Raw genomic sequence first — 18,340 nt, forward strand, 5'->3', positions numbered from 1 at the left:
AGGGAACTTATTTCTCCCTAAAATCAACAATTATGAGGTTTAGGTGGAAAAAGAAAGCTTAATTAGGTCCTTTTCCTTCCCGAGGAGCAAAATGGGCTAAATTAGTTGCCCTTTTTCCACTTCACCTGCGGAAATAGGGTGCATGAGCTAAATTAGTTATCCTTTTTCCACTTGGTATAGCAGAAGAGATTCAAATAGGGTTATCCAGGCAAAGCTTCATGAAGATCAGAGGACAAGTATACAAGAAGATACTTATCCTTTACTCCTTACACAATCTTTTTGACACCGCCCAAGGACGCTCTGCAGGTTGGAATGAGAGGTGAAAGTATCTTTGATTCCGGCTCAAGTGGACTAAATGGCGGAAAGTGAGATACAAATACCATTGAATCCTGCGCAAGTGGGCTGTTGGACCTTCAGAGGATCCGATTTGTTAGCACTCTATTAAACCAAAGGCAGCATATGACCAGGTTTATCCCTGTTCAGTATGCTGCCTTTGTGACAGTATAATAGCGTTATTCCTCTGAGGGTCTTTCAGCCAGCTCCAGAATTTCCCGGCGCAGGCGGAGCATCTTCTGATCCAGTTCGTCGGCGGCACGTGCTGCTTCCTTTAATTCCTCGGCCACATGTGAAGGGAGCTGCTTGTCGAATTTATAATATAAAATATGCTCCATGCTGGCCCAGAAATCCATCGCAAGCGTACGCAGCTGAATTTCGGCCTTCACCCAGCGGGTGCCTTCCAGCAGCACCAGCGGCATAGCCACAATGAGATGCAGGCTTTGATAGCCATTAGGCTTGGGATGGGCGATGTAATCCTTGATCTCGAGCACCCGTATGTCCTCACGTGCACACAGATGATCGACCAGACGGTAGATATCCTTCACAAAAGCACAGACGATGCGCATGCCCGCGATATCATGAATGTGCTGCTCCATATTATCCAGTGTGAATTCATGCCCTTTGCGCTCCATCTTATGGAGAATGCTCTTGGGGTCCTTAATCCGTGACTTGATATGTTCGATCGGACTGTAGCCGTCACGTGCCTGCCACTCTGTTTTGAGGATATCAATTTTATTCTCAAGCTCATTCAGCGCATGGCGGTAGAGTGCTGGAAGCGCTGTGAAGTTTTCAATCTGCTTAGCAAATTCCTCGCTCACCTGCCACTTCTGTAAATCCTTGACATGTACCTGCAACTGATTCAGCGTAACCTGTGTACTATCATTTTCTTCCACTGAGACTCTCCCGGTTTTCATTATTTGTGACTGGTTCCTGATCTTATTTTAACCCATGAACCGCCCCGGAAGCAAAATAAGACCCGGGCTCTCTGGCTGTGTGCCGGAGAGTCCGGGGCCTAATAATTGAAGAAAAGCAGCCCATGGCTAGTTTTCACAGAAACATTTTGACGCCCGCCGCGTATTAGCACACATAAAGCTCCAGGCGGCTGCGTAATTATTTGTTGGTAGGCGAGCCTCCATCATAACCTTTATCCTCATAGCCTGTATTGGACAGCTTCGGCAGAACATTCAGCTTCTCAATCGTCTGACGGGTTTCTTCGGAGCCATAGCGGTGCAAGTATTGAAATAGCCGGATCGTCTGATCATCAAACTGGTCGATGGCTTCATCGTGGTCGGCAGACTTATAGGGAACAAAAGCGCGGCGGAAGGCATATTCATCCTCTTTGGCCAAATCCTTAAGGATATCCTCCAGCCCTGTCAGTTCCTCGGGAGTGAGCAGTACCTCATATTCGCCCGAGTCATTGCGCACATCCTGAATGAGCCCATGATTCACGGACACGAAATATCGTTTCTTGTCACGCTTTTGCAAGTGTAATCCCTCCATCGTTCGGTAAGGTTCACCGCGGTTTATTTTAACTATTATACACAGAACGACAAATAATGAATCTAATCGAGACATTTGGTATGATAGAAGCACAATTCCGCTTCTGCAAGGAGCGTTGAGGGGTAACTAAACTATACGAGGCTGCGAGTCGGCCCTGTTCTCACTCTGGAGAAGGAGGAACTACAATGAATTTTTTGCAACGGCTTAAGGACGGTGCCAGCCGGGTGAGTGAAAAAGCACAAAGCTCGGTGGAAATCGGTAAGCTGAATGGCCAAATTTCCGATATCGAACGCGAGATGGAAATTGAATTTATGAAAATGGGCAAGCTTTTCTATGAAGGCTACCGCTCAAGGGATATGTCGGTGGCGGAAGGCAAGATGGTGGAACTCTCGCGGGGCTGCTTCAAGTACCAGGAACAGATCGACGAGCTGCGCGCACGGATTGCTGAGCTTAAGAATGAACGGCTCTGCGCCTGTGGGCATGTAGTCGCCCTGGATGCGAATTTCTGCCCGCACTGCGGACGCAAGCTGGAGGAGCTCTCCCCGAGAAAAGAAGCGGCGGCAGTGAACGTACATACCGTTCATGAGCATGAAGAGGAAGAGGATGAATTTTACGGCGAGGACGAATTGACCGAAGCTGAAAAAGAACTGGCCATGAGACACGAGCAACGTGCTGTCTATACCGAGGTGCTTCCTGAGGAGGAAGAGCTGCCTCTGGAGAGTTATAGCGGAAATGCCCAGACTGAGGAGCGCAGCCGCCGTGAAGCGGATCAACTGGAGCGGGAACGCGAGCGGCAGCTTGAGCTGGACCGGCGGATCCGGGACTGGAAGGCCAGTGAACCGGAGGAAGCGGCCGTCAGTGAAGGCGGAGGGGTGCGCGATATTGTAAAATGCCAAATTTGCCGGGCAGATCTGCCGAAGGGCTCAATGTGGTGTCCGCGCTGCGGTTCGGAGCAAATATAGACAGGAGTCACAGACAGCTTAGGGGGACAACATAGATGGAACAGTTGCTGCTGCATCTGCGCAATTTGGGTTTCACAGAGATGGAATCCAAAATCATGGTCGAGCTGGCCACCAAAGGCCAGGCTTCGGGCTACGAAGTCGCCAAACAGCTCGGAGTATCAAGATCCAACGTATATGCGGCGCTTCAGCGCCTGACTCAGCAAGGATATGTTAGATGCGGTGAAGGGGAACCGGCACGCTACAGCGTGCTGGACCCGGAGGAGCTGGCGACAATGATTTCCGGCAGGGTCCAGGCTTCCCTGGCATATATGGAAAGTGAAATGCCCCGCGGCGGACCGGTCAGCCCGTCCTTCTACAATGTGGAAGGCGACCGCAATGTGCTGGGAGCGCTGATTCGCCAGTTGAATCTGGCCCGCCAGGAGATTGTGGTCGATGTATGGCGCGAAGAGGCCTCGCTGCTGCGCAACGAGCTGGAACAGGCGGAGAGGCGGGGAGTGAAGCTGCTGTGGGCTTTTGACGGCGGCAATGCGGCAACGGCTCCGTATCCGGCCTGGCCGCCTTTAGGCGGGAAGCCCACGAGAAGCGGGGGGCGCAAGTTTTCTTTTGTCATCGACCGGTGCTGGTGCATGCTAGGCATGCGGTATGAGGATGGAAGCGCGCAGGCGGTAGTCACAGAGCATCCGGTGCTGGTGGAGCTTTTGCTGAACCACTTTACGCAGGAAATGGTGCTGTTTGAACTGGAGGAAGATATGGGGGCAGAGCTTACCAAACGTTATGGTGAGCGCTACAGCCGGATTTACAGTAAATATGTGCTGCATGATCAGGATGGGGAAGAGTCAGAGGAATCAGACGAGCAAGTTGCGGGGCAACTGCGGGCGGAGGACACGGCTGATTAGGAGCGCCAAGGCGGAGCTGAAATTTGCTTAGGGAGGTGAGAGCATGGAGTGTATCGTTCATTTTGAAGTGGATCATACCGAAGGCGTCAAGCCATTGCGCGGCCTGTTGTTTCTGGATGAGGGTCAGACCCCAGGTGAGCAAGAGCTGATTGACATGTTTAAGGACATGAAATTTGCGGTACGGCTGGATGACCGGGAGAAGCTGATCTTTAAGCCGGTGAATCCCGGAGAAACCTATTCGCAGATCCGCATTACGGGCTTTGACAGCGGTAAACCGAACAGTAAAGAGGATCATGAGCTGAAATCGCTGGTTGGCAACCTGCTGCCGCAGAAGCCCGCGGGGCTGTAAGCAAGGAATGCCGGGTCCATGGGATGGGAGAAGGAGGAGCACCAATGGAGTTGTTGAGACACAAGGTGGTCAGTGAAGGAATTGTTCTCGGACAGGGCGTGCTCAAGGTGGATTCTTTTCTGAATCACCAGATGGACCCGTTTCTGATGCGTGAGGTTGGCCGCGAGTTTACCCGCCGTTTTGCCGGGGAGGAGGTCACGAAAGTGCTGACCATCGAATCCTCAGGGATAGCCCCCGGCATCATGACAGCGCTGGAGCTTGAAGTGCCGCTGATTTTTGCCCGCAAGCAGAAGTCTCTAACCCTGACAGAAGATATTTTCGTAGAAAAGGTCTATTCGTTTACGAAAAAAGAAAGCAATGAAATTACTGTTTCCAAAAAATTCATTGTACCCGGCGAGCGTGTATTAATTGTGGATGACTTCCTGGCCAACGGCGAGGCTGCTTTCGGACTGGCCCGGATCGTCGAACAGGCGGGCGGGACTGTAGCCGGGATCGGCATTGTGATTGAAAAGGCGTTCCAGCCCGGCAGCCAGCTGCTCAAGGAAGCCGGCTACCGCGTGGAGTCGCTGGTGCGGATCGCTTCACTGGAAGAAGGGGTTATATCCTTTGTTGAGGACGAAGCGGAGCTTACGGACTGAGGTTATGCAGCGAGGGCACCAGCATAAACAAACCTGGCTTTTCCCTGTGCGGAAGCCTCGGATCAACCATTACACTCTATACAACAATAAACGAACCTGATCTCCGCAATAATGTGGCGGTCAGGTTCGTTTGTTTGCTAATAGGGATGTGCGGCATGGGTGCTGACGCTCTATGGACGAGGCTGCATAACGGATACCAGCACGTTTATTGGAGCAATCCGCCAAGATAAGTTGTTCCGGACACCAGTCCGCTTCTTAACCGGATTGAGCAGCAAAAACGGGATGGTTACCCGAAATAGCGGAATCTCAGTCCGCAATGGATTCGGGAATGCCGAGGTCGCAAAGGAACGGCATGGGCCGCGCTAAAAGGTGCTGGGCGCGGCGCGCGAGCCAGCGCGCTAGCAGTTGCGGCTGCGCCCCGCCGTACTGTCTTCGCGGGCGTCCGCTGCCCCTAGCCGCTCGCGGAGCAGGGCCCGGCTGCGCCCTGCGCGCTGGCGAGCGGCGAGAGCACGCGCAGCGCGCCCGGTTCGCAGCGCACGGCCTGCGGCACCGTGCCGAGGCTCTCGCCGTCGCCGATGGCATGGCGCGGCTCCGCGAAACGGACGGCTGCGCTTCGTCCGCTCAGCATGGTCACGAAGGGCAGGCGTGTATGCTTGCCCTTCACGACCGTGGGGAGCAGCCGCAGCAGCTGTCCGCGGCTGACCCCGTGCACGACGCAGACGTCGAGCAGGCCGTCATCGGCCTTCGCCTGCGGGCAGATCAGGAGCCCGCCGCCGTAGCTGGGCAGGTTGCAGACCGAGACCAGCCAGGCGTTCTCGAAGGCCTGCTCTTTCCCGTCGCAGGTGACGCTCACGCGGCAGGGCTTGAAGGTCATCAGCGTATGCAGAATGCCGATGAGGTAGGCCAGCCGGCCGGCCCCGATAGCGTTGCACAGCCGTTTATACCGGCTGCGGTTCACATTGACGGCCACCTGGGCGTCAAAACCGCTGGCTACGGCGGTCAGCGTCAGGCCATCCGCGCCTGACAGCAGGTCCGCTTCAAGGCAGCGGTCCTGCAGCGCGGTATCCAGCGCGGCCTCTGTGGCCAGCGGGATGCCGAAGCCGCGGGCGGTGTCATTGCCGGAGCCGGCGGGAATCACCGCCAGCGGCACGCCCCTGCGCCGCAGTGCGCCGAGCACGCTGTGGATCGTGCCGTCGCCGCCGATCACGATGGCGGCGTGCCAGTCCTCGCGCCGGCCCAGCGCGTGCAGCACCTGGGACTCGGCGCTGTCCGCGCTTTGCGTGAACAGCGCTTCGTAAGCGGTGCCGCGGGAGCGGAGCATCGCTTCCACGGCATGCCAGGTACGCCCTCCGGTCCCTCCGCCGGAGCGGGGATTTATAATGAATAAATACATGTATGTTCCTCCAGCCTGCAGATGAATATGTCCAAATATAAGAATGTTTATGTTTCACGCTATTTATTATCCTTATATTTCTCACTGAAACGGTAGCATCCTTAATTAAAGGATGGCTAAGCGTTTCTGCTTGTGATTCTATTGTACGGAGGAGTAGGGCAAAAGGAAATCTTTTTAACAGGGAAACAACCAGCAAGGTTTGTAAAAGGCCAATTGTTCACGGGGCTACAACTGGCGGAGCTGGCGTTCAGCGATATCTCCCGCCCAGGGCAGTCTATACCACCTTCCGCCCAATGCATGGTAGATCATAAGCAGCCATACGGCGAACGAGCACAGGGAGATGAGGGAGGCGGCCAGTGGACCCAGCAGCGGAATGAATCCGCACAGCACATGGGCAATCATCAGCGCACCGAAGGCGATCAGCGACTGCAGCGCATGGAAAAGGACGAAACGGCTGCGCTTTTCGAGGGCGAGAAAAACAATCCCCCCAATGAAGGGGAAAAAGTAACAGAGGGCAGCGGCGATATGATCCGGTATTCCGGTAGAGGATCTGATAGGGGACAAGGGCTCACTCTCCTTGGACTTGGTAAAAGAAGGCGGCTGCCATATTTCGGCTTCCCTACAATTCTATGAGCGATAGGTACAAAGTATGTGGTTCCAGGGTTCCAAAGCTAATCGGATTGCCGGTGCCCGCCGATGTAACTAATAGGACCACACCAGAGTGAACTGAAAACTGTCCATAATGGACTTTTGTAAACGGCTGATATTTTTGCCAGTCCTGGGCATTCTAACATCATAAACAACAGTTCAGCCAGTCCTGGGAATTTCCGTTTTTTAACCAGTGTTCGCCACCCTAACCTGCCGTGGAAGGTGAAATATATAAAATAATTCCCTTCGCACATTTTACATGGAAAGGTGGAACTTGGACTGGAATATGATACAATATAACGATAAGGCCCGAAAGGAGTGATTCAGCAAGTGGCTCTTCGGGTACAAAAGTGTCTAAGGGGTCCGAAGCGATAGGACATCCTTATTCTCAGCCCAAATCACGACGAACCTGCTTCACCCGGCGAGACGGAATTCCTTACACCGGAATATTGTATTGGCGGATATGCAAGCCACGTATGTGTATGGTTTCTGAACTTGCATTTCAAGGTTACGGCGAACTTTTCATCATGCATTCTCTACAACGGAGCATTCATTTTCAATGTTTTGGGAGGGAACTGATCATGGCAAGTAAAGGTCATAACGAAGTCAAGGAAAGTCTGCGGGAAATGACACGAATTTTCCGGCCCAAAGATCCCAAGAAATTTGTAAAGGAGTACGTCCGGAAGTATCGGATTACGGGAGGCTACGAAGAGGAGCTGACCATGGTCGTGGAGCATGAGCTGGTGAGAATGAACTCATCCGTCTCCTAAACAACAGACAGGAACCGGTGCTTGCTGATTTTTGGAAAAACATCTATCTGGGTAATTACATCCATGAGGATTCTCATAAACCGTGGCCAGGCGGCTTGCTGCCGGAAGCGGTTTTTTTTGTTTGTCTACATGCCTCTAGACAGCCAATCTCTTCAAATAGTCAAATGAATTAATATACACAATTAGATATGTATGCGCTTTATTTATTATAACAGACTTGCTTGTATTTGTGAAAGCGTTCTTAAGTCCAGTAGGGACAAGACTTTAGTCTTCAGAAAAACAATTGTGAATTTGTTGTGAACGATTGACAAAAGACCCCTTCAAACTTATATTAATAGTGATTGTTATAATTGACAGGATAATACTCTAATCTACGAAATCGGGAAAAGCGGGGTAGATCAATGATGAAAACGTGGCAGGCTGGAAAGCGGCTTCTTCCCATGACCGCAGCGCTTGGACTCATTCTTGCCGGATGCGGGCGGGAGGACCTGTCGGTGCTTCGTCCTCAAGGGCCGGCTGCAGAAAGCTCGTTCGATCTGATGAAGCTGTCGATCACTATCATGATTGTTGTACTGCTGATCGTCTTTTCCATTGCAGCCTATGTACTGGTCCGCTTCCGGCGCAAACCGGATCAGAGAGAAATACCCGAGCAGGTGGAAGGCAGCTTCAAGCTGGAAGTGCTCTGGACGGTCATTCCGCTGATACTGGTAGTTGTGCTGGCGGTTCCTACGGTAAAGGCCGTGTTTGCCGCCGGGAATGATCACTCGAACGACAAAAATGCTATTAAGGTCAAAGTGACCGGACACCAATATTGGTGGGAATTCCAGTATACCGATTACGGAGTAACGACTGCGCAGGATCTGGTGATACCTGCCGGGAAGGATATCGCTTTTGAGCTGAGCACGAAGGATGTGCTGCATTCCTTCTGGGTGCCCTCGCTCTCCGGGAAAATGGATACCAACCCCGATGGAACAACGAACCGTTTCAGTTTCAGTGCGCCAAATGAAGGCGTTTACCGGGGCAAATGTGCGGAGCTCTGCGGTCCTTCCCACGGCTTCATGGAGTTCAAGGTGAAATCCGTCAGCGAAGCGGAGTTTGAGAAGTGGGTCAAATCCATGAAATCTCCGGCTGTGCTGCCGGAAGATCCGGCTCTTGCCGAAACATTCAAGTCCCAATGCCTGACCTGCCATGCCGTAGGGGATATGCCGGATTTGTCGAGCGCCCCTAATCTGACTGGAATCGGCTCGCGGGAGTCTGTGGCCGGAATATTGCTGAATGACGATACCGGGGTAGACGGAGAGCCGGTGCTGGAGAATCTTAAAACCTGGCTGCATGATACCCCAGGCGTAAAACCTGGAAACAAGATGCCTGACCCCAAGAAGGATATGGGCTTAAGTGATGAAGAGATAGACGGAATTGCCGAGTTTTTGGCCGGCTACACGCTGGACTAGAGCTTACATTCTGCAATGGAAGCAGCATATTCGAAAAGGGGGTACGAACCTTGGCTCAAGCAGCGCAGTCCCTGAATCCATCACCGCCTCTGAAGCATGGCCACAGCGTGAAACGCCACACCGGACTGATGGACTGGATTACCACCGTCGATCATAAAAAGATAGCGATTTTATACCTGTGGGCCGGAGGCTTGTTTTTTGGCATCGGCGGACTTGAAGCCATTCTGATCCGTATCCAGCTCATCAAGCCGATGAATACCTTTCTGGATGCCCAGACCTTCAACGAACTGATCACCATGCACGGCACAACCATGATCTTCCTGGGCGTCATGCCGGTGATCTTCGCACTGATGAACGCGGTCATTCCGCTGCAGATCGGTGCGCGCGATGTCGCTTTTCCGTTTCTGAATGCTCTGGGCTTCTGGACCTTCCTGTTCGGCGGGGTTCTGCTTAACCTCAGCTGGATCATGGGCGGTGCGCCCGATGCGGGCTGGACCTCGTATACGCCATTATCCACCATAGAGTACAGCGGCACACATGGCGTGGATTTCTACACCATTGGGCTGCAGATAGCCGGTCTCGGGACGCTTATCGGGGGCATTAACTTTCTGGCTACCATCATTACGATGCGCGCGCCGGGCATGTCCTTCATGCGGATGCCGATGTTCGTCTGGGCCAGCTTCATTACTTCTGCGATTATCCTGTTTGCTTTTCCCGCTATTACAGTTGGGCTGGTGCTGCTTACGTTCGACCGGATTCTCGGAGCCAATTTCTTCGATACCTCAGCAGGCGGGAACTCGGTGCTCTGGCAGCATATCTTCTGGATCTTCGGTCATCCCGAAGTGTACATTCTGATCCTGCCGGCCTTCGGCATCATCTCGGAGGTCATCCCGACCTTCGCGCGCAAGCGTCTGTTCGGCTACAGCTCGATGGTATTTGCCACGATCCTGATCGCATTCCTGGGCTTCATGGTCTGGGCGCATCATATGTTCACCACCGGCCTGGGCCCGGTAGCGAACGCCCTGTTCTCGGTATCAACCATGCTGATTGCCGTACCAACCGGGATCAAAATCTTCAACTGGCTGTTCACCATGTGGGGCGGTCAGGTACGGTTTACGAGTCCCAACCTGTTCGCGGTCGGTTTTATTCCCACTTTTACGATGGGTGGCGTCACCGGGGTCATGCTGGCCTCTGCGCCTGCCGATTTCCAGTTTCATGATACGTATTTTGTTGTTGCGCATTTTCATTACGTCATTGTCGGCGGTCTGGTGCTCGGCCTGTTTGCCGGGCTGCATTACTGGTGGCCGAAGATGTTCGGGCGGATGCTGAGCGAAACCTTGGGCAAATGGACCTTCTGGACCTTCATCATCGGCTTCCATCTCACCTTCTTCGTGCAGCATTTCCTGGGGCTGATGGGGATGCAGCGCCGTGTATTCACCTATCTGCCGAACCAGCAGTTTGATCTGCTGAATCTGATTAGTACGGTCGGGGCGGGATTGATGGGTGTGGGGATGCTTATTTTCCTCACGAATATCTTCCTCACTTCCCGAAAACCGGCAGATGCCCCAGATGATCCTTGGGAAGACGGCCGCACGCTGGAGTGGGCGATTCCCTCGCCGCCGCCGGAATATAATTTCAAACAGACTCCGCTGGTGCGCGGACTGGATGCTTTCTGGAAGGAAAAAACCTCGGGCCATAAAACTATGACTCCTGCTGAGCCGGTCGGTCCAATTCATATGCCATCGGCAACGATCCTGCCGTTCCTGATGTCAGTCGGCATCTTTATTGCCGGACTGGGCTTCATGTTCAGCCGTGATGATTTCGGGAATGCGTTCATGGGCTTTATGTTCAACCATTATCTTGTTACAGCCATCGGGCTGGTGATTACCTTCGGGTCGATGCTGCTGCGGTCACTCTATGATGATCACGGCTGGCATATTGAGCCTGAAGAGCTGGAAGGACGGTGAGCGGACATGACAACGGCACAAGCTGAAGGCGCAGCGGGTACTCTTCCGCACGAACCTGAAAAAGCAACCCTGGAGGGACGCAACAAGGTGCTGGCCTTTTGGCTGTTCCTCGGCGGGGAGTCAGTTTTGTTCGGAACCCTATTCGCAACCTTCCTGGCGCTGCGCAACCAGACCAATGAAGGCCCGTCGGCGAACGAGCTTTTCCACCTGCCGCTGGTGGCGGCTGCAACATTCCTCTTGCTGGTCAGCAGTCTGACCAGTGTGTTCGCTATTCAGGCTATGCACAGGGGGAAGGTGGCGGTGCTTCGCAACTGGCTGCTGGTTACGGTATTTCTGGGGTTGTGCTTTCTGGTTCTGGAAATCTACGAGTTCAGCGTATATGTAAGACATGAGGAGTTCGGTATGACCACCAGCGCCTTCAGCTCGGCGTTCTACACACTGGTTGGCTTTCACGGCGCGCATGTAGCTTTTGGCATCCTCTGGATTTCCGTGCTGATCGGACAGCTTGTGCGCAAGGGGCTTACGGTCGTAACCGCACCCAAGATTTATGTTTCGGCCATGTACTGGCATTTTATTGATGTAGTATGGGTCTTTATCTTCACCGTCGTATACCTGCTCGGAAAGGTGGGGTAACCATGGCGACAGAACAGCATTCCGCTTCAAATGGTTCAGTGAAGCACCGCCACCGGCAGGAAGGGCCGCAGCGGCATATTGTGGTATTTGTCTTCTCTGTCGTTTTGACGCTGATTGCCTTTGCGGCTGTAGCTGCGGGAGGCGTCAATGCCACATTTGCCGTGGTCCTGCTGCTGGTGATGGCAGTGCTTCAGGTATTCCTGCAAATGGGCTTCTGGATGCATCTCAAGGACAAAGGGCACCTGCTGCCCATTATATTTATGCTGGGCGGCTTTTTTATCGCTGGAACCAGCATTGTGATGGCGCTCTACTGGGTATGGTGGGATTAGCGTTTGCAAGGGGGCGGCGGGAGATGCCGCCTTTTTTGCTGTGTGGGGAGAGCGGCTGCTGCTAAATGGGGAAATAGGTGAGCCCTACGCGGGCAAGCAGCTCTTTACAGGAGTTAACAAACTAAATTGCTGGTGGAATAAGATAAGTTGCTGGTGGAACAAGAGGGGTTAGTGAAAAAAGTTTGTTTAATCCCTATTTTTCGGTCGAAAGTCGAGTGTTGGTGGAAAAATGGACTTCCGTCAAGAAAGTGGACACAAAAAAATAGATTTAGGCAGTCTTTCTCTTCTTGAACTTCGCTGCAAATTGGGCAGGGGAAACATAACCCAGCGCACTGTGGATTCGCTTGCGATTATAAAAAAATTCAATGTACTGGAACATCTCGTCCTGCGCGTGCTGCTTCGTTTTGAACTTGGTGCAATAAACAAACTCTTTCTTTAGTACGCTATGAAAGGATTCGATGCAGGCATTATCATAGCAATTTCCCTTACGGCTCATGCTCGCCTTCATGTGATATTTTTTTAGACGTTTACGGTAATCGGCAGAGGCGTACTGTGATCCCCGATCGGAGTGATGGATGAGTCCCTTTGGGGGCCGCTTGGCCTTGTAGGCGTCGTCCAGTGCGCCCAGTACCAGATCCGTCGTCATTCGTTCCTCCAGTCTCCAGCCGACAATTTCTCTCGTGCAGAGGTCGAGCACACTGGCCAGGTACAGCCTACCTTGCCGGCAGGGAATGTAGGTAATGTCTGTGACCCAGACTTTGTTAGGCTCGGCCGTCGCAAATTTTTGATTCAGCAGATTGGGAGCAATGGGCAAATTGTGATTGGAATCCGTCGTTTTTACACGAAACCGCTTGGCTACACAGGAACGTAATCCGAGCTCTCGCATGTATTTTCCTACCGTCCGCTCGCTAATGGTGAACCCTTCTTTCAGCAAAAGCTCGGTAATTTTGGGGCTACCATAACGTTGTCTGTTGTCCTTGAAATGATAGATGATCCGCCGGAGCACCAGCGCCTTACGCTCGGCTTGAGGGCTCGAGGTAGCGCTTCGCCATTTGTAATACCCGCTCCGGGACACTTCAAAAACGCTGCACATCTTCTCCATTCGAAACTCGGAGCGATGATCTTCGATGAACTGAAATCTCAGTTCTTTGGTTTGCTGAAGATGTGCACAGCTTTTTTTACGATGACGAGCTCCTCTTCGACGTCTGCAATTCGCTGCGCCCTTGCCTGTAATTCTTTTTCTTGTTCCGCCAGTCGCTGCTCAAGTTCGCGAACCTTTTCCGCACTGTTTACAGGTTCATTCCCGAACTCCCGATACTTTGCCAGCCAGTTGTGCAGTACGCCAGGGGAGATGCCCAGCTCCTCCCCAATCTCCGTCACCGTCTTCGTCTGTTCCTGAATGTACTTGACCGCTTCTCTTTTAAATTTTTCATTATACCGTTGCCGTTGTTCACCCATGTGAACACCTCCTCGTTAAGTTCATTATTCATACTCTCTTAACGGGTGTCCACTTTTTATTCTACTTTCAAAAGTAAACTTAATTTTTGTTTTTTGGGTAAAAACCTAGTGTTAGTTGGAAAAAGTATCCTTAATTTCGCTGGAAAGTGCGGATGGACGCGGTTTTGGCTGAATTAGTGATACAAATTCCACTTAGCAGTGTCAGCAGCGGGTTTGCATCAAGATTAGTGGTACAAATTCCACTTAGCAACCACCCAGCACCGCCGCGCCCGGCTGTGCCAGTCTTGGCCCCGCCAAGCCAGACGATACTATTACGCGGTCGGGCTTTGTCCTATCCATCATCCCGTGCGAGGAGGTTTGGTTATCATGCTGGGATTATCCTACTTTAGCTTTGGCGAGTTGTGGAGCCCGCTGTTTCTGGCGGTGATGCTGCTGCTCACAGCCGGTTATTTTGTGCTGATAGGCCCGCTTTCCGGACGTTTCCAGGGTTCATCCCGGGTTCCGCTGTGGCGGCGGATTTCATTCATCTCCGGCATGCTGGCCCTGTATCTGGCCCAAGCCGGACCACTGAGCCTGCTGGGGCATATTTTATTCTCTTTTCATATGGTGAGCATGGCCTTCTCCTACCTGGTTGCGGTTCCGCTGATTATGCTGGGCCTTCCTGACTGGTGCTGGCGCGCCCTGTTGAAGGGGGTTCTCCACCCTCTGCGGCGTGTATCCTTTCTGGCTCAGCCCGTAGTGGCGGCGCTGCTGTTCAACGGATTATTTTCACTCTATCACATCCCTGTGATCCATGATTATGTCATGCTGCATTTTGCGGTGCACCGGCTGTACTACGCTGTACTGTTCCTGACCTCCGCGCTGATGTGGTGGAATCTGATCAATCCGCTGCCGGAGCTGCGCAGCTTAAACGGATTGGGCCAGATCGGGTTTATTTTTTTGAACATGGTGCTGCTTACACCGGCTTGCGGTCTGATTATTTTTGCGGGGGAGCCGCTCTATGCCACTTACAGTGATCCGCAGATCTGGGCGCGGGCGATGGGGTACTGTGTGTCCGGGAGCCCAGCGGAGCTGCTGCAGGCTTTTGGCGGTCCGGCGTTCTTCGGCTGGCTCTCACCCAAAGTGGATCAGCAGGTAGGCGGAATCGCTATGAAGTTCATCCAGGAATTTATTTTTGCCTCGATGCTTGCTTATGTGTTCTATCATTGGTATAAAAAAGAGAACGGGCAAGACGAAGCGGAGGTTTCCGCGCCTTCTTCCGAGCTGGAGAAGCGTGTTTTGACCCGGGTATAGCCGGTAGACACCGAGGAGGATAATCATGGATATTTTTACAGTGTTTCCAACGATCAGCACATCTTTCATCGTGATCAGTGCGGTGCTGGTGGCTATTGGCTGGAGACTAATCATCAAGGGCAAACGCGAGGCGCACAAGAAGACGATGATTGCTGCCGCTGTCGCTGCCGTGCTGTTTTTCATCGTATATATGTCCAGAACTGTGTTTGTAGGCAATACTTCGTGGGGCGGTCCTAAGGATCTGTCGCTGCTGTATCACATTTTTCTGATTTTCCATATCGTGCTGGCAACGGTGGCAGCCGTATTCGGGATTACCACGCTGACCCTCGGGTTCAAAGCCAAGTACGCCAAGCACCGGAAATGGGGCAGAGTGACGTCTGTGATCTGGTTCATAACGGCCATTACAGGAGTTGCGGTATATGTGCTGCTGTACATCTTTTATCCGGGCGGACATACGAAGCCGGTGTGGGAAGTTATTTTGGGCGCCTGATCAAGCCTGATTAATGTGTTAAAAAAAAGACCTGTGAGCCTGTGTTCCTACTGGGAGCGCTCAGTCCCACGGGTCTTTTTTTTGGCTGAAAGCTTCCGTGTGGCCCGTCAGAACTGTATGCTGAAGCCGCTAAATGTGTGAAGGCCTGTGCCGAATCTGACCAGATTATTCTTGCGCAACAGTTGCACCGCATGCTTCACCTCGCTCAGAATTTGTGGATTAAGACCCAGGGTGTTGTGCGATCCATAAATCCTCCGTACTCCTTCAATCTCTGCAATCCTCTCTAAAGACCCGACTAAATCCACAGGGCTGGTGGATGGGTAGAAAGCATAGATCGGGGTTCCGTCATACAGCAGATCGCCGGTGAACAAATAGCCGTTCAGCTTATCCCAAAAGGCAAGGTGCCCCGGAGAATGGCCGGGGGTATGATATACAGCTAATGCTCTGCCGCCCAGTTCAACCGTGTCTCCGTCCTGCAATAACCCTGCGGGTTGCCCCTGAAAGGGCCGGTAGGCCTGCGGATCAAAGCCCTCCGGCACAGGCTGGCTGATATCCCTGCCGATATCCCGGCGGATCTGTTCAAGTGATAAGCCCTTAATGCCATGGACAAGCCAATCCAGATCCCCCTCATGTACATAAATCCGCTCGTATTCCCCATGGCTGCCGATGTGGTCTGTATGCACATGTGTGGTCAGCACATCGATCGGCAGATCCGTTAACTGATCTGTGATGGTCCGGATATTGCCGATTCCCAGCCCGGTGTCAATTAACGCGGCCCGGTCTTGTCCCAGCAGGAGGAAGGAATGGACCTTCTCCCAATGACCGTATTCACTGATGGCGAAGGTGTTCTCATCGATTGGTTGTACGGTAAACCAGGGATCGTTAGTCATATGAACCTCCAGTGCGTTTAGATTATGACTTCAAAGGCAGTGAAGCCGTTACTTCTTTAGCGTAACATAAGGGCATAAGTTTGGGACTGAATTTTTGGTTGACATTGGAAATCACAGGCCATATACTGTGTATATAGATATACACAGTAAGCACACAGAGAAGCACACTATGTTTTAGACCATAAAGTGAGGTTACAGTTCATGACAACAATAAAAGATGCTTGGGTTATTGTCCGGAGCGATTTCCGGGCCGACAAGCTGAAGCTGCTGCGGGCGCTGATTTTTGCAATCCTATTTACGGGCTATATGTCCATATTTAGCGAAATGATTATCGGTGATGTCCTGGAGTCGGGTGACGGTAAGATACTGGCAGATTTCCTGCTGCTCTCAATGACGCCAATGCTTGGCTTCACCTTCTCCCGGCGTACAATGAAGTATTTAAGTGAGGACTCGTATACCCGGATGCTCGCTTATATGCGCAGTCTCCCGGTCCCGGCTGCTGTGGTTCTGTGCAAAAGAAAGCTGCACACGGTGTTCGCCTTCACCCTGAATGGTGTGCTCTACTTCGGCCTCATTTATGCTATGAGCGGACAGCTCCGAAGCGAGTTGTCAGTCCCTGCCTATCTTGCTTTTGCACTAACCTGGGTTGGGTCCGCACTTGTGATGACCGGGCTGTACATCTTCATTGAATTAATGGTTAGTGGTAAAACGTATTGCTGGCTTCTCCTGCTTATTATGCTCCTATGCCTGGGCGTAGCGCTGCTGGTAGGGGAGGCGGGAGGAAATCTGTTTCTTTACAGCGTCCGTTATGCGAAGGAATGGGGTTTCGCTTCCCCGCTGATGTGGGCGACTCTGCTGCTTGGCACTGTATCCGTGCAGCTGTTCTCCAAATGGACCATCTACCGGCTGAAGAGCCGTGATCTCGTATGAAGGGGCTGAATAGCAAGGAAGCGCTCTGGCTTGCCGGAGTGTGGAAGGCGGGTGTGAACCATGTGGATACCGATACAAATTAATGAAAACAGCGCCGAGCCGCTGTACCACCAGATCGAAACCCAGCTGAAATCGCTGATTATCAGCGGAGTAATCACCGAGGGGACACTCCTTCCTTCCATCCGGGAATTTGCCGGTGATCTGAAATGCAGTGTGATCACCGTGCGCCGTGTCTATCAGGATCTGGAGAATGAGGGTCTGCTGCGGACTAGACAGGGTACGGGCACCTTTGTCTCCCACGTAGGTGAAGGGGCGATGGAGGGATATAAAAACGAGGCTATCCGCAAGGCGCTGGAGAGTGCGGTGGATGTCGCTCTGTCGGTACAATGCTCGGAAGCGGAACTGACGGAGCTGTTCAGGGAAATTGTGAAGCACAAATATGCAGCACAGGCATGAAAGGTGGCGTCAATCCATGGTACAGCAGGCCATAGAACTGCGTAACGTAAGCAAGAAGCGGCGAAGGGGCAAAACCATAGGTCCGCTTGATTTGAATCTCCCGCAAGGCTATATTACGGCACTGGTGGGCCAGAATGGCTCCGGCAAAAGCACAATGCTGCATATGCTTCTGCAATTGACCTTCCCCGATGAAGGCGAAATCCGCTGGTTCGAGAGTCCATATGCAGACGGGCTGCCGCTAGCGCTTCGCCAGCGCATTGCCTATGTGCCGGAAACCTCGCAGGCTGAGGAGAAATACTGGAATGCCGCCGAGGCTGCCGAATTCCGGCGCCACTGGTACCCGGCATGGGATCAGGGTTACTTCGAGGAGCTGCTGGCGAAGTTTGAAGTGCCGCAGGATGCCAAGCTGGGCAAAATGTCCAAGGGCGAGCGCCGCAAGTTCGAGATTGCCGCTGCACTGGCGGCACGCCCTCAGCTGCTGCTGCTGGATGAGCCATCCTCAGGGCTTGACCCTTTCGCCTGGAAGGCGATGATTGAGACCCTGCGCAAATATATGGATGAGACCAGTGCAACCGTGGTTATATCCACCCATATTGTGGAGGAGGTGCGGCGGCTCGCGGATTATATTGTGCTGATGCATCACGGGCAGCTGCTCGGAATGGCTGAGAAGGACAGCTTGTTTGGCTCCTGGAGCGAGATTTCGGTTCAGGTGGAGGATGAGGAAGAGCTGAGGGAGCTAGCCGAAGAGCTGCCGGGGGCATTGCATTTTACCATAGAGACACCGGGGGTTGCTTCATTCATTACCCCGAAAGCGCAGCAGAATGAGAAACGCATCCATGATTTGGGCGTAAAGGTTATTAAGAGCCGGATTTTGGAGCTGGATGAGATCCTGAGCTTATGGACACAGGGACACCGCCCGACACTGATTGACCAGGAGAGAGGAGATTAGAA

The 18,340-nt window shown here is 52.7% G+C and carries 22 protein-coding genes; 15 read left to right on the forward strand and 7 right to left on the reverse strand.

What is annotated here, in order from left to right; genetic code table 11:
- Nucleotides 1–512: 512 nt before the first annotated feature.
- The gene (locus tag PGRAT_RS02825) at nucleotides 513–1,229 is read right to left on the reverse strand and encodes a GTP pyrophosphokinase (RefSeq protein WP_025708135.1); all 717 of its coding nucleotides are present in this window, start codon (nucleotides 1,227–1,229) and stop codon (nucleotides 513–515) included.
- A gap of 217 nt (nucleotides 1,230–1,446) precedes the next feature.
- Nucleotides 1,447–1,821 carry a hypothetical protein gene (locus PGRAT_RS02830; protein WP_025708134.1) on the reverse strand — a complete coding sequence of 125 codons (375 nt, stop codon included), beginning with the start codon at nucleotides 1,819–1,821 and terminating at the stop codon, nucleotides 1,447–1,449.
- Between the two features lie 200 nt (nucleotides 1,822–2,021).
- Here PGRAT_RS02830 and PGRAT_RS02835 point away from each other — a divergent pair, with 200 nt between their 5' ends.
- From PGRAT_RS02835 to PGRAT_RS32960, 5 genes are all read left to right on the forward strand, one after another.
- Nucleotides 2,022–2,798, forward strand: a complete 777-nt coding sequence (locus PGRAT_RS02835) for a zinc ribbon domain-containing protein (protein ID WP_025708133.1) — start codon at nucleotides 2,022–2,024, stop codon at nucleotides 2,796–2,798.
- A 35-nt stretch (nucleotides 2,799–2,833) separates the two neighbouring features.
- Nucleotides 2,834–3,694 (forward strand): TrmB family transcriptional regulator, encoded by an 861-nt coding sequence (locus tag PGRAT_RS02840; RefSeq protein WP_025708132.1) that lies wholly within the window; start codon nucleotides 2,834–2,836, stop codon nucleotides 3,692–3,694.
- Between the two features lie 43 nt (nucleotides 3,695–3,737).
- Nucleotides 3,738–4,043 carry a hypothetical protein gene (locus PGRAT_RS02845; RefSeq protein WP_025708131.1) on the forward strand — a complete coding sequence of 102 codons (306 nt, stop codon included), beginning with the start codon at nucleotides 3,738–3,740 and terminating at the stop codon, nucleotides 4,041–4,043.
- 44 nt (nucleotides 4,044–4,087) lie between these two features.
- Nucleotides 4,088–4,681, forward strand: a complete 594-nt coding sequence (locus tag PGRAT_RS02850) for a xanthine phosphoribosyltransferase (protein ID WP_025708130.1) — start codon at nucleotides 4,088–4,090, stop codon at nucleotides 4,679–4,681.
- Nucleotides 4,682–4,840: 159 nt separating this feature from the next.
- A complete protein-coding gene (locus tag PGRAT_RS32960; protein WP_155990523.1) occupies nucleotides 4,841–5,047 on the forward strand; it encodes a hypothetical protein in 207 nt (68 codons plus the stop codon).
- Nucleotides 5,048–5,132: 85 nt separating this feature from the next.
- Here PGRAT_RS32960 and PGRAT_RS02855 read toward each other — a convergent pair whose 3' ends face one another.
- The gene (locus PGRAT_RS02855; RefSeq protein WP_042265989.1) at nucleotides 5,133–6,074 is read right to left on the reverse strand and encodes a diacylglycerol/lipid kinase family protein; all 942 of its coding nucleotides are present in this window, start codon (nucleotides 6,072–6,074) and stop codon (nucleotides 5,133–5,135) included.
- A gap of 225 nt (nucleotides 6,075–6,299) precedes the next feature.
- Nucleotides 6,300–6,638, reverse strand: a complete 339-nt coding sequence (locus PGRAT_RS02860) for a DUF4870 domain-containing protein (RefSeq protein ID WP_025707909.1) — start codon at nucleotides 6,636–6,638, stop codon at nucleotides 6,300–6,302.
- 665 nt (nucleotides 6,639–7,303) lie between these two features.
- Here PGRAT_RS02860 and PGRAT_RS02865 point away from each other — a divergent pair.
- The 5 genes from PGRAT_RS02865 (at nucleotide 7,304) to PGRAT_RS02885 (ending at nucleotide 11,872) form a co-directional block, all read left to right on the forward strand.
- The gene (locus PGRAT_RS02865; protein ID WP_019913840.1) at nucleotides 7,304–7,492 is read left to right on the forward strand and encodes a hypothetical protein; all 189 of its coding nucleotides are present in this window, start codon (nucleotides 7,304–7,306) and stop codon (nucleotides 7,490–7,492) included.
- 401 nt (nucleotides 7,493–7,893) lie between these two features.
- The gene (gene coxB / locus PGRAT_RS02870; RefSeq protein WP_025707910.1) at nucleotides 7,894–8,943 is read left to right on the forward strand and encodes a cytochrome c oxidase subunit II; all 1,050 of its coding nucleotides are present in this window, start codon (nucleotides 7,894–7,896) and stop codon (nucleotides 8,941–8,943) included.
- Nucleotides 8,944–9,071: 128 nt separating this feature from the next.
- Nucleotides 9,072–10,910, forward strand: coding sequence for a cytochrome c oxidase subunit I (gene ctaD / locus PGRAT_RS02875; protein WP_042267768.1), 1,839 nt, complete (start codon nucleotides 9,072–9,074; stop codon nucleotides 10,908–10,910).
- Between the two features lie 6 nt (nucleotides 10,911–10,916).
- Nucleotides 10,917–11,543, forward strand: a complete 627-nt coding sequence (locus PGRAT_RS02880) for a cytochrome (ubi)quinol oxidase subunit III (protein ID WP_025707912.1) — start codon at nucleotides 10,917–10,919, stop codon at nucleotides 11,541–11,543.
- A 2-nt stretch (nucleotides 11,544–11,545) separates the two neighbouring features.
- Complete coding sequence (locus PGRAT_RS02885; RefSeq protein ID WP_025707913.1) at nucleotides 11,546–11,872, forward strand: cytochrome C oxidase subunit IV family protein; 327 nt, start codon at nucleotides 11,546–11,548, stop codon at nucleotides 11,870–11,872.
- A gap of 268 nt (nucleotides 11,873–12,140) precedes the next feature.
- Here PGRAT_RS02885 and PGRAT_RS02890 read toward each other — a convergent pair whose 3' ends face one another.
- Together PGRAT_RS02890 and PGRAT_RS33965 are read right to left on the reverse strand one after the other, a co-directional pair.
- Nucleotides 12,141–13,106 (reverse strand): IS3 family transposase, encoded by a 966-nt coding sequence (locus PGRAT_RS02890; RefSeq protein ID WP_202903649.1) that lies wholly within the window; start codon nucleotides 13,104–13,106, stop codon nucleotides 12,141–12,143.
- A complete protein-coding gene (locus PGRAT_RS33965) occupies nucleotides 13,013–13,330 on the reverse strand; it encodes a transposase (protein ID WP_025706610.1) in 318 nt (105 codons plus the stop codon). Before PGRAT_RS33965 ends, PGRAT_RS02890 begins: the two co-directional genes overlap by 94 nt.
- Before the next feature lie 366 nt (nucleotides 13,331–13,696).
- Between PGRAT_RS33965 and ctaG the strand changes: the two genes are divergently transcribed.
- The gene (gene ctaG / locus PGRAT_RS02900; protein ID WP_025703958.1) at nucleotides 13,697–14,623 is read left to right on the forward strand and encodes a cytochrome c oxidase assembly factor CtaG; all 927 of its coding nucleotides are present in this window, start codon (nucleotides 13,697–13,699) and stop codon (nucleotides 14,621–14,623) included.
- A gap of 25 nt (nucleotides 14,624–14,648) precedes the next feature.
- Entirely contained in the window at nucleotides 14,649–15,113 is a 465-nt protein-coding gene (locus PGRAT_RS02905) for a DUF420 domain-containing protein (protein ID WP_025703957.1), read from the forward strand.
- A 107-nt stretch (nucleotides 15,114–15,220) separates the two neighbouring features.
- Here the strand turns inward: PGRAT_RS02905 and PGRAT_RS02910 are convergent, their stop codons facing one another.
- Nucleotides 15,221–16,003, reverse strand: a complete 783-nt coding sequence (locus PGRAT_RS02910) for an MBL fold metallo-hydrolase (RefSeq protein ID WP_025703956.1) — start codon at nucleotides 16,001–16,003, stop codon at nucleotides 15,221–15,223.
- A 201-nt stretch (nucleotides 16,004–16,204) separates the two neighbouring features.
- Here PGRAT_RS02910 and PGRAT_RS02915 point away from each other — a divergent pair, with 201 nt between their 5' ends.
- The 3 genes from PGRAT_RS02915 to PGRAT_RS02925 are packed head-to-tail and all read left to right on the forward strand — an operon-like array spanning nucleotide 16,205 to nucleotide 18,338.
- Nucleotides 16,205–16,933: a hypothetical protein gene (locus tag PGRAT_RS02915; RefSeq protein WP_025703955.1), complete on the forward strand. Its 729-nt coding sequence runs from the start codon at nucleotides 16,205–16,207 to the stop codon at nucleotides 16,931–16,933.
- 60 nt (nucleotides 16,934–16,993) lie between these two features.
- Entirely contained in the window at nucleotides 16,994–17,389 is a 396-nt protein-coding gene (locus PGRAT_RS02920; protein ID WP_025703954.1) for a GntR family transcriptional regulator, read from the forward strand.
- A gap of 16 nt (nucleotides 17,390–17,405) precedes the next feature.
- Nucleotides 17,406–18,338, forward strand: coding sequence for an ABC transporter ATP-binding protein (locus tag PGRAT_RS02925; protein WP_025703953.1), 933 nt, complete (start codon nucleotides 17,406–17,408; stop codon nucleotides 18,336–18,338).
- The last annotated feature ends 2 nt before the right edge of the window (nucleotides 18,339–18,340 follow it).

The organism is Paenibacillus graminis (assembly GCF_000758705.1).
Classification (GTDB): domain Bacteria; phylum Bacillota; class Bacilli; order Paenibacillales; family Paenibacillaceae; genus Paenibacillus_AQ; species Paenibacillus_AQ graminis.

Bases quoted from the DNA above. Each gene is read 5' to 3' on its own strand.
- PGRAT_RS02835 (WP_025708133.1), top strand. From the start codon at position 2,022: ATGAATTTTTTGCAACGGCTTAAGGACGGTGCCAGCCGGGTGAGTGAA.
- PGRAT_RS02840 (WP_025708132.1), top strand. From the start codon at position 2,834: ATGGAACAGTTGCTGCTGCATCTGCGCAATTTGGGTTTCACAGAGATG.
- PGRAT_RS02845 (WP_025708131.1), top strand. From the start codon at position 3,738: ATGGAGTGTATCGTTCATTTTGAAGTGGATCATACCGAAGGCGTCAAG.
- PGRAT_RS02850 (WP_025708130.1), top strand. From the start codon at position 4,088: ATGGAGTTGTTGAGACACAAGGTGGTCAGTGAAGGAATTGTTCTCGGA.
- PGRAT_RS02855 (WP_042265989.1), bottom strand. From the start codon at position 6,074: ATGTATTTATTCATTATAAATCCCCGCTCCGGCGGAGGGACCGGAGGG.
- PGRAT_RS02865 (WP_019913840.1), top strand. From the start codon at position 7,304: ATGGCAAGTAAAGGTCATAACGAAGTCAAGGAAAGTCTGCGGGAAATG.
- coxB (WP_025707910.1), top strand. From the start codon at position 7,894: ATGATGAAAACGTGGCAGGCTGGAAAGCGGCTTCTTCCCATGACCGCA.
- ctaD (WP_042267768.1), top strand. From the start codon at position 9,072: ATGGACTGGATTACCACCGTCGATCATAAAAAGATAGCGATTTTATAC.
- PGRAT_RS02880 (WP_025707912.1), top strand. From the start codon at position 10,917: ATGACAACGGCACAAGCTGAAGGCGCAGCGGGTACTCTTCCGCACGAA.
- PGRAT_RS02885 (WP_025707913.1), top strand. From the start codon at position 11,546: ATGGCGACAGAACAGCATTCCGCTTCAAATGGTTCAGTGAAGCACCGC.
- PGRAT_RS33965 (WP_025706610.1), bottom strand. From the start codon at position 13,330: ATGGGTGAACAACGGCAACGGTATAATGAAAAATTTAAAAGAGAAGCG.
- ctaG (WP_025703958.1), top strand. From the start codon at position 13,697: ATGCTGGGATTATCCTACTTTAGCTTTGGCGAGTTGTGGAGCCCGCTG.
- PGRAT_RS02905 (WP_025703957.1), top strand. From the start codon at position 14,649: ATGGATATTTTTACAGTGTTTCCAACGATCAGCACATCTTTCATCGTG.
- PGRAT_RS02910 (WP_025703956.1), bottom strand. From the start codon at position 16,003: ATGACTAACGATCCCTGGTTTACCGTACAACCAATCGATGAGAACACC.
- PGRAT_RS02915 (WP_025703955.1), top strand. From the start codon at position 16,205: ATGACAACAATAAAAGATGCTTGGGTTATTGTCCGGAGCGATTTCCGG.
- PGRAT_RS02920 (WP_025703954.1), top strand. From the start codon at position 16,994: ATGTGGATACCGATACAAATTAATGAAAACAGCGCCGAGCCGCTGTAC.
- PGRAT_RS02925 (WP_025703953.1), top strand. From the start codon at position 17,406: ATGGTACAGCAGGCCATAGAACTGCGTAACGTAAGCAAGAAGCGGCGA.